The following is a 16,249-nucleotide window of genomic DNA, read 5'->3' as shown; positions in this document are numbered from 1 at the left end:
CGTTTGCCCCGCACGGGAGAACGGTGACGGCTACTTCACCACGTGCCCCGAGGACTCCCCCACGTCGGAGCCTTCGGCGAGGGCCGCCGCCGCCTCCGCCGCGACGTCCGCCGGGCGGCGCCAGCCGCGCGAGCCCCGCGCCCGCAGCCACGCGGTGGTCTCCTCGGGCGGCATCGCCGCGGCGACCAGCCACCCCTGCACCGCGTCGCACCCGAGGTCCCGCAGCCGCTCCCACGTCTCGTCGTCCTCGACGCCCTCGGCGACGACGAGCAGCCCCAGGGAGTGCGCGAGGTCCACCGTGCAGCGGACGATCTCCGCGTCCTCGTTGTCGATGGCGAGCCGCGCCACGAAGGAGCGGTCGATCTTCAGCTCGCTCACCGGAAGGCGCCGCAGGTGGACCAGCGAGGAGTACCCCGTGCCGAAGTCGTCGAGCGACATCTTGACCCCGTGCCCGGTGAGCCCGGCCAGCGTGTCCGCGGCCCGCTGCGGGTCCTCGAGGAGCACGTGCTCGGTTATCTCCAGCTGCAGCGCCCCCGCCGGGACCCCGTGCCGGGCGAGCCGCGCCGCGACCGCGCCCGCGAAGCCGGGCGTGTGCACATCGCGCGGCGAGACGTTCACGGCGACCGGGACCTTCAGGCCCTGCGCCTGCCACTTGGCCACCTGGCCGAGGGCGGACTCGAGGACGTACTCCGTCAGGTGCGGCATCAGCCCGGACGACTCGGCGATGGCGATGAACTCGTCCGGGGGCACCTTCCCGCGCTCGGGGTGCACCCACCGCACCAGCGCCTCGAGCCCCGCGACCTTGCCGTCGAAGCGGACCTTGGGCTGGTAGTGCAGTTCGACGTCGCCCGCGTCGAGCGCCCGCCGCAGATCCCCCAACAGGCCCAGCCTGTCCGGGGTGTTGGAGTCCCGCTTGGACTCGTACACCTCGACGCCCGTGCGGTCCCGCTTCGCCTGGTACATCGCCACGTCCGCCCGGCGCAGCAGCCCCTCCGCGTCGAGCGCGTGGTCGGGGAAGACGGCGAGGCCCGCGCTTGCCTCCAGGACGAGGGTGAGGCCGTCGAGGTCGAGCGGCGAGCCGAGCGCGGCGACCAACTGGCGGGCCACGCGCGTGGCGGACGTCGTGGAGTCGGCGATGGGCAGCAGCACGGCGAACTCGTCGCCGCCGAGCCGGGCCGCCTCCGCGCCGCGCGGCAGGGCGAGCCGCAGCCGGTCCGCTATCTGCAACAGCAGCCGGTCACCGGCGAGATGGCCGAGTGTGTCGTTCACCGAACGGAAGCGGTCCATGTCGATCAGCATCAGGGCGGATCGTGCCCCGATCCGCTCGGCGTCGTCGAGGGCCGTCCAGGTCCGCTCCAGGAGCCACTGCCGGTTGGGCAGCCCGGTGAGCGGGTCCCGCAGCTGCTCCTCCGCCCGGGCGCGGGCGATCCACAGGGTGGAGTCGAGCGCGACGAGCGGGATCGCGAAGAGCGGCAGCAGGATCGGCAGGGAGATCGCCACCACGCAGATCAGCGGCGCGATGCCGAGCAGCGCGATGCCGAGGAGTCCCTGCCGGACCAGGGCCGTTCGGGTGACGGTGGGCAGGGCGCCGGTGCGCGGCGCGTGGACGTACCAGAGCAGTACGCGCGTGACGGCGAGGTAGGCGACGGCGACCAGGGCCACCTCGGGGGCGGTGTACAGGTCCCAGGTCTCGGGGAGCCAGGGCGACGCGGCCGTCGGTGAGGTGCCGAACGCGGCCAGGGTGAGGGCGCCCGCGCCGATGCCGAGGATGTCGACCGCGCCGTGCAGCACGCCCTGGCGCCAGCGGTGCCTGCGCGCGGCGCCGACCAGGACGACGACGGTGAGGCTGACCATGCCGGCGGGCACCCAGCCGTAGAGCAGCAGTACGGCGACGGTGAGCGCTCCGCCGGAGCCCGTGCCGCCCCACCAGCGGTCCCGGCCGAGGGCGACGAGGTGGGCGACGATGAGGCCGGTGAGGACGGCGAGCGACCAGCCCGCCGCGCCGGAGGGGAAGAGCGCGTGCGGGCCGGTGAGGGCCTGGAAGAAGCCGGTGCCGAGCAGGATCGCGGCGGCCGTGACGACCATGACGGGGAGCAGCGGCCACGGGTCGCGGGGCTCGGGTGCGGTGGGGCCGCCCGCCATGGCCACGGCGCTCTCCGTGCCGCGGCCGGGGGTGGGGGCGGTCCAGGCCCGCTCCCGGGGTTCGATGGCGGTGCTCAGCGCTCCGGCCGCCGTCCCGGCGACGGTGGCCGGGGCGGTGGTCTGCTCACCCCGGCGGCCGCGCAGCCAGGTGCCCGGCACGCACCACCGGCGCACGGGCAGCGGTGAGTCCGGGGCGGCGCTCTCGGTCGGTTCCATTCCCGTCCCTCTCACAGCCGGCGGTGCCCACGCCACACGGACGCGGCCCAAAGGCGGCCGGGTCCGCACATTCGTCCCCGCGCTCTCGACGAGCCACGGGATGCACTGCTCCCGAACTCGTGCCGAGCAGGGGATGCCCCCTTCCACGCTCTTGTTGAGCAGGAGATACCCCGTTCGCGGCGGGGCACGGCAGGCGCACACCTCAACAGTAGGCCGCAGAAGGCTTCCACGGGCAGCGGTCGACTACGGTTGCCCGAATGCGACCCGGCCACCCGTATGCATCTGGTATGCGCTGAACGGGTGGCCTTCAACCGCTACTCCTCGGTCGGAAGCGCGACTTCCCTGGCCGCGTCCGGTCCCTGTTCCAGCAGCACAACGAAGCCTTCCTCGTTGAGAACCGGAACCTTCACTTGCATCGCCTTGTCGTACTTCGAACCGGGGTTGTCCCCGACGACCACGAAAGACGTCTTCTTCGAAACGGAACCGGTCACCTTCGCACCCCGGCTCTGGAGCGCCTCTTTCGCGCCATCCCGGGTGTAGTGCTCCAGCGTCCCGGTGACCACGACCGTGAGGCCTTCCAGGGGGCGGGGGCCCTCGTCCTCGCCGCTCGCCTCCTCCTCCATGCGCACCCCGGCCGCCCGCCACTTGCGCAGGATCTCGCGGTGCCACTCCTCGGTGAACCACTGTTTGAGGGAGGCGGCGATGGTCGGGCCCACGCCCTCCACCGCGGCCAACTCCTCCTCGGTGGCCTGTTCGATGCGGTCGATGGAGCGGAACTCCCGGGCCAGCGCCTCGGCGGCCACCGGGCCGACGTGCCGGATCGAGAGGCCGGTGAGGACGCTGGCGAGCGGGCGCTCCTTGGCCGCGGCGATGTTCTCCAGCATGGCGAGGGTGTTCTTCTTCGCCTCGCCCTTCTGGTTGGCGAAGAAGGTGACGACCTTCTCCTCGCCGGTCTTGGGGTCGCGCTTGGGCAGGCCCGAATCCTGGTCCAGGACGTAGGACTTGATGGGCAGCAGCTCCTCGACCTTGAGGTCGAAGATGTCGCCCTCGTCGAGGATCGGCGGCTCGGCGGGCTCCAGGGGCCGGGTCAGCGCGGCCGCCGCCACATAGCCGAAGTTCTCGATGTCCAGGGACTTGCGGCTCGCCAGGTAGAAGAGACGTTCACGCAACTGGGCCGGACAGGTCTGGGCGTTGGGGCAGCGGAGGTCGATGTCGGCCTCCTTCATGGGCCGCAGCGGTGTGCCGCACTCGGGGCACTCGGCGGGCATCACGAACTCCCGCTCGGTGCCGTCCCGCAGGTCGGCGACGGGGCCGAGGATCTCCGGGATGACGTCGCCCGCCTTGCGGATGACGACGGTGTCGCCGATCAGGACGCCCTTCTTCTTCACGACGTCCTGGTTGTGCAGGGTCGCGAACTCGACCTCGGAACCGGCGACGGTGACGGGCTCCACCTGGGCGTACGGGGTCACGCGGCCGGTGCGGCCGACGCCGACGCGGATGTTGACCAGCTTGGTGTTGGCCTCCTCGGGGGCGTACTTCCAGGCGATCGCCCAGCGGGGCGCGCGCGAGGTCGAGCCGAGGCGGCCCTGGAGCGGGATCTCGTCGAGCTTGACGACGACTCCGTCGATCTCGTGCTCCACGGAGTGGCGGTTCTCGCCGAAGTACGCGATGAAGTCGCGCACGCCTTCCAGGTCTTCGACGACCTTGTTGTGCTTCGCGGTGGGCAGGCCCCACTCGTGGAGCAGGTCGTAGGCGTGGCTGAGGCAGTCGATGTCGAAGCCCTCGCGGGCGCCGATGCCGTGCACGACCATGTGCAGCGGGCGGCCGGCGGTGATGCGCGGGTCCTTCTGGCGCAGTGAACCCGCCGCCGCGTTACGGGGGTTGGCGAAGGGCTTCTCGCCCGCCTCCACCAGGCGGGCGTTCAGCTCCTCGAACTTCTCCATGGGGAAGAAGACCTCGCCGCGGATCTCCACCAGGGCGGGGACGCGGTCGCCCTTGAGGCGCTGGGGGATGTCGGCGATCGTGCGGACGTTCGGCGTGATGTCCTCGCCGGTGCGGCCGTCGCCCCGGGTGGCGGCGCGGGTCAGCCTGCCATCCTCGTACGTGAGGTTGACCGCGAGGCCGTCGACCTTCAGCTCGCACAGGAAGTGGTAGCCCGACGAGCCGACGTCCTTGGCCACGCGGTCGGCCCAGGCGGCCAGCTTCGCGTCCTCGAACGCGTTGTCCAGCGAGAGCATGCGCTCGCGGTGCTTGACGGCCGTGAACTCCGTCTCGTACGAACCGGCGACCTTCTGGGTGGGTGAGTCCGGGGTGCGCAGCTCCGGATACTCCTCCTCCAGGGCCTCGAGAGAGCGCAGGAGCTTGTCGAACTCGGCGTCGCTGACGACCGGCTGGTCCTTCACGTAGTACCGGAAGCGGTGCTCCTCGATCTGTTCGGCCAGCTGGGCATGGTGATCCCGTGCCTCGGCGGGCACAGAGCCTTGCTGTTCGACAGCCACCGTAACGTCCTCCCGTTTACGTCATACCCAATTACTCAGGGTTGTCTGCGAGCGATCTCGCCGCCTTGACGCAGTGGGCGAGCGCCGCGCGCGCGTACGCGGGAGAAGCCCCCGCGAGACCGCACGACGGAGTGACCACGACCGACTCCGCCAGCGATCCCGGATTCAGCCCCAGCCTGCGCCACAGCGTCCTGACACCCATGACGCTACCGGCAGGGTCTGACAATCGGCCGTCCACACCCGGCACCACACCGGCGAAGAGCTTCGTGCCGCCCTCGACCGTCTCACCGATGACCTCGCCGTCACGCTCGGTGAGCAGTGAGAAGTCGAACGAGATGGCATGAGACCCGGCGCGGCGCAGGAGCGCGAAGGGGACGTCGGGCGCGCAGGAGTGGACGACCGTGGGTCCGCCGTCCTGGACGGCCAGGACGTCCCGCAGGGTGTCCTCCACCACCTGGCGGTCCACGGCCCGGTGCGTGCGGTACTGGCTGGCGGTCTTGACCTGCCCGCGCAGCACGGCGATGAGCGAGGGCTCGTCGAGCTGGAGCACCACCTGGGCGCCGGGCACCCTGCGGCGTACGTCCGCCAGGTGCGCCCGCAGGCCCTCGGCGAGCGATCCCGCGAGGTCACGGCAGGCGCCCGGGTCGGAGAGCGCCACCTCGCCGTTCCTCAGCTCCAGGGCGGCGGCGAGCGTCCAGGGGCCGACGGCCTGGACCTTGAGCGGGCCCTCGTACCCCTGGGTGAACTCCTCCAGGGCGTCGAGGTCCTCGCCGAGCCAGGCCCTGGCCCGCCGGGTGTCGCGCCCGGGCCGGTCGCCGACGCGCCAGCCGCTGGGCTCCACGCGCGCGTACAGGTCGACGAGCATGCCGGCGGTGCGGCCGATCATGTCGGCGCCGGGTCCGCGCGCGGGCAGCTCGGCGAGGTGGGGGATGCCCTCTTCCGGCCCGTCGAAGCTGCCGGTGGCGGTCTTCGCGGCCTCGCGGGCGTCGCCGCCCGGCAGGGACCCGACGCCGGTCGCCGGGCCCCACACGGGCGCGCTCACCGGCCCGGCCGCACGGTGAGGTCGTTGACCTCGGCGTCGCGCGGCAGGTCCAGTGCCATGAGGATCGTGGTGGCGACCGACTCGGGGTCGATCCAGCGGGAGGCGTCGTACTCCTTGCCCTCCTGCTGGTGGACCTTGACCTGCATGGCGCTCGCCGTGCGGCCGGGGTAGACCGAGGTGACCCGGACGCCGTTGCCGTGCTCCTCCTGGCGCAGGGCGTCGGCCAGGGCCTTGAGGCCGTGCTTGGAGGCGGCGTACGCGGACCAGTCGGCGTGGGCGCTCAGGCCCGCGCCCGAGTTGACGAAGACCACGTGTCCCTGGGCGGCCCGGAGTTGGGGCAGGAAGTGGCGGGTCAGCTCGGCGGGGGCGATGAGGTTGACGTTGAGCTGGTGGTGCCAGGCCTTGGGGGTCAGCTCGCCGACCGGGCCCAGGTCGACGACGCCCGCGATGTGCAGGAGGGAGTCCACGCGCGAGGGCAGCGACTGGTGCCCGAAGGCCCAGGACAGCTTGTCGGGGTCGGAGAGGTCCCCGACGAGCGTGCTCGCGCCGGGGAACTCGGCGGCCAGCTCCTTGGCGCGGCCCGCGTCCCGCGCGTGCAGGACGAGTTCGTCGCCGCGTGCGTGCAGACGGCGGGCGACGGCCGCGCCGATGCCGGAGCCGGCCCCGGTGATCACATGTGTAGCCATACCCGCCATGCTCGCATCACCGGGTGCCCATTGATTCCTCCAGGTAGGCCAGTGCGCCGACGGGCTCCTCGGCGAAGAAGACCAGGTCGGTGAGGGGCAGGGGCAAAAAGCCCTCGTCCTCCATGCGCCGGAACTGCTCCTTGAGGCCGTCGTAGAAGCCCGCGGAGTTCAGCAGGACCACCGGCTTGGTGTGCTTGCCGTGCTTCTTCAGCTCCAGGATCTCGGTGGCCTCGTCGAGCGTGCCGGTGCCGCCGACCATGATCACGATCGCGTCGGCCTTCTCCAGGAGGAGCGCCTTGCGCTCGGCGAGGTCGCGTGCGATCACCATCTCGTGCGGCTCGGCGACCACCCTCGCCTTGGCGGCGAGGAAGTCCACGGAGACCCCGACGAGCCGCCCGCCCGCCTCGTGCACACCGTCCGCCACGACCTTCATCAGGCCGCTCTCAGAGCCGCCCCACACCAGGGTGTGCCCGCCCTTGCCGAGCAGTTCGGCGAAGTCCCGGGCCGGGTGTGTGTAGCGGTCGTCGAGGTCGGCGGCGGAGAGGAAGACGCAGATGTTCATGCGCTCACGGTACGGTCCGACTCTGACAGCGCCTTTCGATCCGTCAGCGCCATTCGAGGAGGTACGTCGTGACCAAGGGACACCGGATCACCGTCGAGCAGGGCACGGACCACGTGCGCGTGGTGCATGACGGGCAGGTCGTGGCGGAGAGCCGCCGCCCGCTGCTGCTGCGCGAGACGGGCTACCCCGTGCGCTACTACCTGCCCCCGGAGGACGTGCGTACGGATCTCCTGACGCCGTCCGCGACGATCACGCACTGTCCGTTCAAGGGCACGGCCGCCTACTGGTCGCTGCCGGGCGCGCAGGACGCGGTGTGGGCGTACCGGGAGCCAAAGCCGGAGGTGGCCGCCGTCAAGGACCACTTCTGCTTCTACGACGCCGAGGTCACCGGGCGGGAGTAGCCGCCGGTGGCGGCGGTGAAGGTCTTGCGGTAGGCGGCCGGTGAGACGCCGAGCACCGCGCGCATGTGCTGGCGCAGGGAGTTGCCGGTGCCGAACCCGGCCCGGTGGGCGACGACGTCCACGGGCAGGTCGCTGGATTCCAGGAGCTGGCGGGCCAGTTCGATGCGCTGGGCGGTCAGCCAGCGCCCCGGCGGCATGCCGACCTCCTCCTGGAAGCGGCGCGTGAAGGTCCGCAGGCTCATGCGCGCGTGGGCGGCCAACTCGCCGAGCGACAGAGGCTCCTGGAGCCGTTCGAGGGCCCACGCGCGCGTGGCGGCCGTGGTGGCGAGCGTGGGCTCGGGGACGGGCCGCTCGATGTACTGCGCCTGGCCGCCCTCGCGCCAGGGCGGGACCACGCAGAAGCGGGCGACGCGGTGGGCGACGGCGCTGCCGTGGTCGCGGCGGAGCAGGTGCAGGCAGAGGTCGACGCCCGCGCCGACGCCGGCCGCCGTCAGGATGTCGCCGTCGTCCACGAAGAGGACGTCCTCGTCGACCGCGACGCGGGGGAAGGTGCGCCGGAAGTGGGCGGCCTCCTTCCAGTGCGTGGTCGCGGGGCGGCCGTCGAGCAGGCCCGCGGCGGCGAGGACATAGGAGGCGGTGCAGAACGACACCCAGCGCGTGCCCGGCCGCACCCGGGCGAGCGCCGCGGCGAGCGGTTCCGGCAGGACCCCGCCGTCCGTGCCGCCGCACAGCCGCTCCGTCGGCGGGATCACCACGGTGTCCGCTTCCGCGAGCGCCTCGGGGCCGTGCTCGACCGCCATCCGGAACCCGGCGTCGGTCCGCACCGGCCCGCCGTCCACCGTGCAGACGACGATGTCGTAGAGCGGACGCCCCTCGGCGTCCTCGGCGGCTCCGAAGATGCGGGGCGGGATGCCCAGCTCGAAGGCGTACACGCCGTCCAGCGCGAGGACCGCCACCCGGTGTCTTCCGTCGTTCGAGGCCATGGCCGAATCCTGTCACATCATGGCCAAACTGCCAGCACTGTGAGCGCGGGGGCCGACGCACTCTGGGTCCTGGCCGTTCCGAAAGCCGGCCGGCCGGGCGTTTTCCCGAAGTTTCCCGAAGCTCCCCGAAGTTCCCCGAAGTTCCCCGAAGTTCCCCGAAAGAAGATGATCATGAAGATGCGTGCCGTCAGCCCCCGCGCCTGGGGCGCCCCGGAGAACCTGGTCCCCGTGGAGGTGGACCGCCCCGAACCGGGCCTCACCGAAATCCTGGTCCGGGTGCACGCGGCGGGCGTCAACCCCGTCGACTGGAAGACCCGCGCGGAGGGCGCCTTCGGCACCTGGGGCGACACGCCGATCCTCGGCTACGACGTGTCCGGCGTCGTCGAGGAGGTGGGCCCCGGAGTGACCCTGTACTCCCCCGGCGACGAGGTCTTCGGCATGCCCCGCTTCCCCGAGCAGGCGGGCGGATACGCCGAGTACGTCGTGGCGCCCGCCCGGCGCTTCGCGCCCAAGCCCGCGGGCATCGACCACGTGCAGGCCGCCGCGCTGCCCCTCGCGGCGCTCACCGCCTGGCAGGGGCTTGTCGAGACGGCCGGGCTGCGCGCCGGGCAGCGGGTGCTGATCCACGCGGCGGCGGGCGGCGTGGGACACCTGGCCGTGCAGATCGCCAGGGCGCGGGGGGCGTACGTCATCGGGACGGCCCGCGAGGAGAAGCACGCCTTCCTGCGCGGCCTCGGCGCGGACGAAGTCGTCGACTACGCGCGCGTGGACTTCACCGAGGCGATCAGCGACGTCGACATCGTCCTGGACGGGGTGGGCGGCGAGTACGGCACACGGTCCCTGGAGGTGCTGCGCCCCGGCGGCCACCTGGTCACGCTGCCCGACCCGGGCGGCCTGCCGGACGCCGACCTCGCGCGGGAGCGCGGGGTGCACGCGGGCTGGACGGTCGTGGAGCCGGACCGCCTGGGTCTCCTGGAGATCGCCCGGCTCGTGGACGAGGGCAAGCTGCGCGCCGAGATCGACACGGTGCTGCCCCTGGAGGACGCCGCGAAGGCACACGCGTACGGCGAGCGGGGCCGCACGCGGGGGAAGATCGTGCTCCAGGTCGCAGGCTAGGAGGCGGGGCTAGCGCCAGCCAGGAGAGGCGGGCCTGACGCCGCCCAGGGGAGGCGGGCCTAGACGCCCGCCGTCACCCGCTCCGTCGTCGCGATCGTCGCCGAGCCCACCACGCGCGTGCCGTCGTACAGCACGATCGCCTGGCCGGGGGCCACGCCCCGGACGGGCTCGGTGAAAGCGACCCGCAGTTCCGAGCCGTCGACCAGCTCGGCGGTGACCTCGGTCTCGCCGCCGTGCGCCCGCAGCTGCGCCGTGTACGTGCCGGGGCCGGAGGGGGCCGCTCCGCACCAGCGGGGCTTGATGGCGGTCAGGCCGGTCACGTCGAGGGCGGCGGCCGGGCCGACCGTCACGGTGTTGTTCACAGGGGAGATGTCCAGGACGTACCGCGGCTTGCCGTCGGGGGCCGGGGTGCCGATGCGCAGGCCCTTGCGCTGGCCGATGGTGTAGCCGTACGCCCCCTCGTGCGTGCCGAGGACCGTGCCGGACTCGTCGACGATGTCGCCCTCCGCCTTGCCGAGGCGGGCGGCGAGGAAGCCCTGGGTGTCGCCGTCGGCGATGAAGCAGATGTCGTGGCTGTCGGGCTTCTTGGCGACGGCGAGGCCGCGGCGCTCGGCCTCCGCGCGGATCTCCTCCTTGGTGGTGACCGTGTCACCCAGGGGGAACATCGCGTGGGCCAGCTGCTTGTCGTCCAGGACCCCGAGGACGTAACTCTGGTCCTTGGCCATGTCGGAGGCGCGGTGCAGCTCGCGGGTGCCGTCCTCGCGGACGATCACCTTGGCGTAGTGACCGGTGACGACGGCGTCGAAGCCGAGGGCGAGGGCCTTGTCGAGCAGCGCGGCGAACTTGATCTTCTCGTTGCAGCGCAGGCACGGGTTGGGGGTGCGCCCCGCCTCGTACTCGGCGACGAAGTCCTCGACCACGTCCTCACGGAAGCGCTCGGCGAGGTCCCACACGTAGAACGGGATGCCGATGACGTCCGCGGCGCGGCGGGCGTCGCGCGAGTCCTCGATGGTGCAGCAGCCGCGGGCGCCCGTGCGGAACGACTGCGGGTTCGCCGAGAGCGCGAGGTGCACTCCCGTCACGTCGTGCCCGGCCTCGGCGGCCCGTGCGGCGGCGACGGCGGAGTCCACGCCGCCGGACATGGCGGCGAGGACGCGGAGGGGGCGCTGGGGAGGCTGCGGGCTCTGAGGCTGCGGGGTCTCGGTCAAAGTCATAGCTCTAACAGAGTACGGGCCCGCGGGAACCGGACGCCCGTGAGTAAGCGTTGACGATCATATGGGGGCATCAGAGGGGCAGAAGCCGGGAAGCCGCGCGGTCAGCCGGCGCGCCCTGCTGATCGGCGGCGGTGCGGCCGCCTTCGGCACGGCCGTGTTCGCCAGGGACGATCTGGGGCGGTTGTGGTGGCGGATGCCCGGCGTGGTCAAGAAGCGCAAGGAGGGCGAGGTCGACGCCAGGGGCGCCCAGTGGACCGCCGCATCGGACTACAACTGGCGCCGCGCCGACCGCCCCGATGACTACGGCATCGACCGCGTCATCATCCACGTCGTCCAGGGCGGGTACGCGACCGCGCTGCGCGTCTTCAAGGACCCGGCCCACGGCGCCGCCACGCACTACGTGGTGCGCAAGGACGGGCACGTGGCGCAGATGATCCGCGAGCTGGACGTGGCGTTCCACGCGGGCGACAGAGGCTTCAACGAACGCAGCGTGGGCATCGAGCACGAGGGCTTCGTCGACGACAAGTCGTCCTTCACGGACGCGATGTACGCCTCGTCGGCGCGGCTCACCGCCGGGATATGCGAGCGGTACGACATCCCGGTGGACCGCGAGCACATCATCGGGCACGTGGAGGTGCCGGGCACGGACCACACGGACCCCGGCCCGCACTGGGACTGGGACCGGTACATGCGCCTGGTGCGGGCCGCCGCGCGCGAGAGGCCCGGCAGGGCCACGAAGAAGGTCTGAAGCCTCCGGCGGGACAGGCCCTAGCTCAGGCCCGCCGTCCGGGCCCGCTCCACCGCGGGGCCGATCGCCGCCGCGACGGCCGCGACGTCCGCCTCGGTCGAGGTGTGGCCGAGGGAGAAGCGGAGCGTGCCGCGCGCGAGGTCCGGGTCGGCGCCCGTGGCGAGGAGGACGTGGCTCGGCTGGGCGATGCCCGCCGTGCACGCCGAGCCCGTGGAGCACTCGATGCCCTGCGCGTCGAGCAACAGCAGGAGGGAGTCGCCCTCGCAGCCGGGGAAGGTGAAGTGCGCGTTGGCAGGCAGCCGGCCGGCCGGGGACGGGTCGCCGCCGAGGATCGCCTCGGGGACCGCGGCGCGGACCGCGGCCACCAGCTCGTCGCGGAGCGCGCCGATCTCGGCGGCGAACCGCTCGCGGTGCTCGGCGGCGTACTCCCCCGCGACGGCGAAGGCGGCGACGGCGGGCACGTCCAGCGTGCCGGAGCGCACATGCCGCTCCTGGCCGCCGCCGTGCTGCACGGGCACGGGGCTGTACTCCCGGCCGAGCAGCAGCGCGCCGATGCCGTACGGACCGCCGATCTTGTGTCCGGATACGGTCATCGCGGCGAGCCCGGACGCGCCGAAGTCGACGGGGACCTGGCCGTAGGCCTGCACGGCGTCGGAGTGCAGCGGGACGCCGAACTCCTGCGCGACGTCGGCCAGTTCGCGGACCGGCTGGAGGGTGCCGATCTCGTTGTTGGCCCACATGACGGTGGCGAGGGCGACGTCGTCGGGGCCGCGTTCGATCGCCTCGCGCAGCGCGTCGGGGTGGACGCGGCCGTGGGCGTCGACGGGAAGGTACTCGACGGTGGCGCCCTCGTGCTCCCCGAGCCAGTGCACGGCGTCGAGGACGGCGTGGTGCTCGACGGGGCTCGCGAGGACGCGGGTGCGGGAGGGTTCCGCGTCGCGGCGGGCCCAGTACAGGCCCTTCACCGCGAGGTTGTCGGCCTCGGTGCCGCCGGAGGTGAAGACCACCTCGCTGGGGCGTGCGCCGAGCGACTCGGCGAGCGTCTCGCGGGCCTCCTCGACGGTGCGGCGCGCCCGCCTGCCCGCCGCGTGCAGCGAGGAGGCGTTGCCGGTGACGGCGATCTGCGCGGTCATCGCCGCGATCGCCTCCGGGAGCATCGGAGTGGTCGCTGCGTGGTCGAGGTAGGCCATGGTGCGCACGATTCTACGAGCCGTGCGGCGCCGGATGACCCGGCGGTATCAGCCTGCGAGACCCCAGGACGCGGTGTTGTCCATCGAGACGAGCACGGCGAGCACGACCAGGTCGGCGACGCCGAGGCCAAGGCCGAGGAGCGCGCGGCCCTTTCGGGCGGTGCCGCGCCGCAGGGCGAGGCTCGCGAGGACGATCGCCACGGGGCCGAGAAAGATGTTCAGGACGAGCAGTCCGAGCAGACCGCAGACGAAGGAGGCGACGGCCATGCCGTTGGTGTCCCGGCGGCCGGTGGGGCGCTCGGTGCCGCGTTCGGCTTCAGCGGTGAGTGTCATGGTCCGGCTCCTTGCGAAGGGAGGTGCGGAGGGTGTCGTACGCGTCGGGGGCGGGCCGCTCAGTGACGGTGCGCGCGGCGCTCGCGGATCGCGAAGACGGCGAGCCATACGCCGATGACGGCGGCGGCGACCAGGGTGACCGGCAGCGGGATGTGGGCCACGGAACCCATGGCGACACCCAGCAGCAGAAGGGCGGCGACGAGGAAGAGCATGAGATCCCTCTCCAACAGTGCGGTGAACGCTTGCGGTAACAACTGTTCACTGACTTAGAGGGTGCTCCGCCCCGCGCTTTCCAAACTCGGAGAACAGTTGTTAACTGCATGGCATGAGTCACACCCCCCTCGGCGTCCGGCAGGCCCAGAAGCAGAGAACCCGGCAGGCACTCCTCGACGCGGCCCTCCAGCTGCTGGCGGAGCAGAGCCTCAGCAGCCTGGGCCTGCGCGAGGTCACCCGCGCCGTCGGCGTCGCCCCCACCGCCTTCTACCGGCACTTCCGCGACATGGCGGACCTGGGCGTGGCCCTCGTCGAGGAGGCGCTCGGCAGTCTGCACACGGCACTCACCGCGCTGCTCTCCGCGACCGGCGACCGCGCGGGCGAGGACGACGGGGAGGAGCGCATCGCCGCCACCGTCGAACTGATCGCCGCCTATGTCCACACCCACCCCGCCCACGTGCGTTTCATCGCCCGCGAGCAGCACGGCGGCGTCCAGGCGGTGCGCGCCGCGATAGGCGGCCAGCTCGCCCTCTTCGCCCAGGAGGTGAAGGAACAGTTCGCCGGGGAGCCGGAGGCGGCGGGCTGGGCCGAGGACGATCTGCTGATGCTCGCCGGGATGTACGTGGACCACATGGTGATGACCGCGTCGGCGCTCCTGGAGGCGGAGGGCGACCCCGAGGCGGCGGAGCGGGTGGCGACCACGGCGCGCCGCCGGCTGCGGCTCGTCAGCCTCGGCCGGCGCCACTGGCTGGACGAGCACTGACCGCCGCCGGGCGCCCGTCCGGCACCCGAGGCCCCGGCATCCGAAGCCCCGTCACCCGAGGTCCGGCACCCGAGGTCCCGCATCCGGGCCATCGACTCCCCCGTAAGGGGCAACTAACCTCTACGACCATGACGACCGCCCATGACACCTGGCCGCTCGACCACACCTTCCCCAGCTCGTCCGGCACGATCCGCTGGGCCGCGCTCGGGCCCGCCGACGCCCCGCCCGTCGTACTGGTCCACGGCACGCCCTTCTCCTCGTACGTCTGGCGGGACATCGCCCGCGCCCTGACACGCGAACACCACGTGTACGTCTGGGACTTGGCCGGATATGGCGCATCCGAGATGCGGGACGGGCAGGACGTCTCGCTGGCCGCGCAGGGCCGCGTGCTCGCCGAGCTGCTGGACCACTGGGGCCTTGAGCGGCCCGCCGTCCTCGCCCACGACTTCGGCGGCTGCGTGGCCCTGCGCGCCCACCTGCTGCACGGCGCCCACTACGACCGCCTCGCTCTCGTCGACCCGGTCGCCCTCGCCCCCTGGGGCTCCCCCACCTACCGGCTCCTCGGCGCCCACTCCGACGTCTTCGGTCAACTGCCGCCCCGCCTCCACGAAGTGCTCGTACGCGAATACGTCAGCTCGGCGAGCCACCGCGGCCTGCACCCCGCCGTGCTCGACCGGCTGGTGGCACCCTGGTGCACGGACGAGGGCAAGCCCGCCTTCTACCGCCAGATCGAGCAGAACGACCAGCGCTACACCGACGAGATCCAGGGCCGGTACGGGGAGTTGGACCTGCCCGTGCTGATCTGCTGGGGCACCGAGGACACCTGGATCCCGGTGGAGCGCGGCCATGAACTGGCGGGGACCATTCCCGGCGCCGAACTGCGGCTGATCGAGGGCGCGGGCCACCTCGTACAGGAGGACGCGCCCGCCGAACTCACCGCCGAGCTGGACCACTTCCTGCGGAGCCACTTTCCCCGTACAGCGCGGTGACCGCCGCCGCGGCCACCGCGAGTTCGTCACGCACCTCGGGCGGTGAGAGCACTTCGACGTGGTCGGCGAAGGGCAGCAACGTCTTCGCCTCGCCCACGACTTGATAGGCCAGCCGGACGGTGACCCACTCCCCCGCACCGCCCTCGCCGTGGTTCTCACCCTCATCCTCGGGCAGCTGGGTGATCGCCGTGCCGTTGAGGCGCAGGAACAGGTCGAAGCGGGAGCGCCGCACCCGGGCCGTCACGTCGATGCCGCCTGGGCGGTTCTCCACCTGGCGCTTCAACACCGCCCATACGTCGGCCAGTTCGACGCCTTCGCGCCGCTGGGCCGGGGCGTCGGTGAGGGTCGCCGCGCGGACCCGGTCGGCGCGGAAGAGGCGCGGGGCGCCGCGCAGGTCGGCGACGAGGTACCAGACACCGGCCTTGGACACCAGGCCGTACGGGTCGACGGTGTAGGTCCTCGGCTCGGCGGCGCCGCTGTGCCGGTAGCGCAGCCGCAGGCGCCGGTCGGCGAAGACCGCGTCCTGGAGCACTTCCAGGTCCACGCTCGTCCGTGGCCCCGCCATCCAGCGCGAGGCGTCGACGAGGATGCGGCGGCTCGCCAACTCGGCGGCGGGGCGGTGCGGTTCGGGCAGCGCGGCCATGACCTTGCGCAGCGCGGAGCCGAGCGCCTCGTCCAGGCCGAGGGCGGCGTGCGCACCTTGCGCGGCGAGAACGAACAGGGCCCGCGACTCGTCGGCGGTCAGCCCCGTCACGTCCGTGCGGAACCCGGCGAGCAGTTCGATGCCGCCGTGCCGCCCCCGCTCGGCGTAGACCGGGACGCCGGAGGCGGACAGGGCCTCGATGTCCCGGTAGATCGTGCGCACCGAGACCTCAAGACGCTCGGCGAGTTCGTGCGCGGGCACCCGGCCGCGGGTCTGGAGCAGCAGCAGGATCGAGAGCAGCCGGTCAGCTTTCACGCCGTCCAGGATCTCCTACGACGGTCACCCGAGGCGGGCGGGCCTCTGGGGGCGGGGCCTAGGAGAGCCGCGCCCGCGCCAGCTGGCGGGACTGGGCGACGAGGCGGTCCTCGCTGTCCCAGACCTCGGCGTCCTCCTCCAGGAAGCCGCCCGCGAGGTTCCGCGTGGTGATCGCGACCCGGAGCGGGCCGGGGG

The 16,249-nt window shown here is 72.6% G+C and carries 16 protein-coding genes and 1 pseudogene; 5 read left to right on the top strand and 12 right to left on the bottom strand.

The genetic code is table 11. The features are described from left to right. Positions 1-30: 30 nt before the first annotated feature. The 5 genes from GKQ77_RS13425 to GKQ77_RS13405 form a co-directional block, all read right to left on the bottom strand. Positions 31-2,358, bottom strand: coding sequence for a putative bifunctional diguanylate cyclase/phosphodiesterase (locus GKQ77_RS13425; protein WP_219688953.1), 2,328 nt, complete (start codon positions 2,356-2,358; stop codon positions 31-33). A gap of 314 nt (positions 2,359-2,672) precedes the next feature. Continuing rightward, positions 2,673-4,856, bottom strand: a complete 2,184-nt coding sequence (gene ligA / locus GKQ77_RS13420) for an NAD-dependent DNA ligase LigA (protein ID WP_219688952.1) — start codon at positions 4,854-4,856, stop codon at positions 2,673-2,675. Between the two features lie 31 nt (positions 4,857-4,887). Further along, positions 4,888-5,898: a methionine synthase gene (locus GKQ77_RS13415; RefSeq protein WP_219688951.1), complete on the bottom strand. Its 1,011-nt coding sequence runs from the start codon at positions 5,896-5,898 to the stop codon at positions 4,888-4,890. After that, positions 5,895-6,593: an SDR family oxidoreductase gene (locus tag GKQ77_RS13410; RefSeq protein ID WP_219688950.1), complete on the bottom strand. Its 699-nt coding sequence runs from the start codon at positions 6,591-6,593 to the stop codon at positions 5,895-5,897. The genes GKQ77_RS13415 and GKQ77_RS13410 overlap by 4 nt, the downstream gene beginning before the upstream one ends. Before the next feature lie 7 nt (positions 6,594-6,600). Beyond that, entirely contained in the window at positions 6,601-7,146 is a 546-nt protein-coding gene (locus tag GKQ77_RS13405) for an LOG family protein (RefSeq protein ID WP_219688949.1), read from the bottom strand. A gap of 68 nt (positions 7,147-7,214) precedes the next feature. Here GKQ77_RS13405 and GKQ77_RS13400 point away from each other — a divergent pair, with 68 nt between their 5' ends. Further along, the gene (locus GKQ77_RS13400; RefSeq protein ID WP_219688948.1) at positions 7,215-7,547 is read left to right on the top strand and encodes a DUF427 domain-containing protein; all 333 of its coding nucleotides are present in this window, start codon (positions 7,215-7,217) and stop codon (positions 7,545-7,547) included. Here GKQ77_RS13400 and GKQ77_RS13395 read toward each other — a convergent pair. Continuing rightward, entirely contained in the window at positions 7,517-8,530 is a 1,014-nt protein-coding gene (locus GKQ77_RS13395) for a GlxA family transcriptional regulator (protein ID WP_219688947.1), read from the bottom strand. The genes GKQ77_RS13400 and GKQ77_RS13395 overlap by 31 nt on opposite strands. Positions 8,531-8,701: 171 nt before the next feature. On the opposite strand from GKQ77_RS13395, the gene GKQ77_RS13390 reads away from it, so the two are divergent. Continuing rightward, positions 8,702-9,646, top strand: coding sequence for an NADP-dependent oxidoreductase (locus tag GKQ77_RS13390; protein ID WP_443728920.1), 945 nt, complete (start codon positions 8,702-8,704; stop codon positions 9,644-9,646). 59 nt (positions 9,647-9,705) lie between these two features. Here GKQ77_RS13390 and mnmA read toward each other — a convergent pair whose 3' ends face one another. After that, positions 9,706-10,854 (bottom strand): tRNA 2-thiouridine(34) synthase MnmA, encoded by a 1,149-nt coding sequence (gene mnmA / locus GKQ77_RS13385; protein ID WP_372459871.1) that lies wholly within the window; start codon positions 10,852-10,854, stop codon positions 9,706-9,708. Positions 10,855-10,921: 67 nt separating this feature from the next. On the opposite strand from mnmA, the gene GKQ77_RS13380 reads away from it, so the two are divergent. Beyond that, on the top strand, positions 10,922-11,608 hold the full coding sequence (locus GKQ77_RS13380; RefSeq protein WP_219688945.1) for an N-acetylmuramoyl-L-alanine amidase: 687 nt from the start codon (positions 10,922-10,924) through the stop codon (positions 11,606-11,608). 20 nt (positions 11,609-11,628) lie between these two features. Here GKQ77_RS13380 and GKQ77_RS13375 read toward each other — a convergent pair whose 3' ends face one another. Genes GKQ77_RS13375 through GKQ77_RS13365 form a run of 3 tightly spaced genes read right to left on the bottom strand, consistent with a single transcriptional unit; the run spans position 11,629 to position 13,358 of the window. After that, positions 11,629-12,798 carry a cysteine desulfurase family protein gene (locus GKQ77_RS13375; RefSeq protein WP_219688944.1) on the bottom strand — a complete coding sequence of 390 codons (1,170 nt, stop codon included), beginning with the start codon at positions 12,796-12,798 and terminating at the stop codon, positions 11,629-11,631. A 48-nt stretch (positions 12,799-12,846) separates the two neighbouring features. Further along, positions 12,847-13,131, bottom strand: a complete 285-nt coding sequence (locus GKQ77_RS13370) for a DUF4190 domain-containing protein (RefSeq protein ID WP_219688943.1) — start codon at positions 13,129-13,131, stop codon at positions 12,847-12,849. A gap of 59 nt (positions 13,132-13,190) precedes the next feature. Then, positions 13,191-13,358 carry a hypothetical protein gene (locus tag GKQ77_RS13365; RefSeq protein WP_219688956.1) on the bottom strand — a complete coding sequence of 56 codons (168 nt, stop codon included), beginning with the start codon at positions 13,356-13,358 and terminating at the stop codon, positions 13,191-13,193. 98 nt (positions 13,359-13,456) lie between these two features. Between GKQ77_RS13365 and GKQ77_RS13360 the strand changes: the two genes are divergently transcribed. Both GKQ77_RS13360 and GKQ77_RS13355 read left to right on the top strand, forming a co-directional pair. Next, complete coding sequence (locus GKQ77_RS13360) at positions 13,457-14,107, top strand: TetR family transcriptional regulator (protein WP_219688942.1); 651 nt, start codon at positions 13,457-13,459, stop codon at positions 14,105-14,107. 128 nt (positions 14,108-14,235) lie between these two features. After that, positions 14,236-15,096, top strand: a complete 861-nt coding sequence (locus tag GKQ77_RS13355) for an alpha/beta fold hydrolase (RefSeq protein ID WP_219688941.1) — start codon at positions 14,236-14,238, stop codon at positions 15,094-15,096. On the opposite strand, the gene GKQ77_RS13350 is transcribed toward GKQ77_RS13355, so the two are convergent. Continuing rightward, on the bottom strand, positions 15,041-16,054 hold the full coding sequence (locus GKQ77_RS13350) for a helix-turn-helix transcriptional regulator (RefSeq protein ID WP_219688940.1): 1,014 nt from the start codon (positions 16,052-16,054) through the stop codon (positions 15,041-15,043). The two genes, GKQ77_RS13355 and GKQ77_RS13350, sit on opposite strands and share 56 nt — an antisense overlap. 58 nt (positions 16,055-16,112) lie before the next feature. Continuing rightward, positions 16,113-16,249: pseudogene (locus tag GKQ77_RS13345) on the bottom strand (thioesterase family protein); the annotation flags it as partial.

This window comes from Streptomyces anatolicus, from assembly GCF_019400875.1.
GTDB lineage: Bacteria > Actinomycetota > Actinomycetes > Streptomycetales > Streptomycetaceae > Streptomyces > Streptomyces anatolicus.
This window is presented reverse-complemented; position numbering and strand designations above follow the sequence as displayed.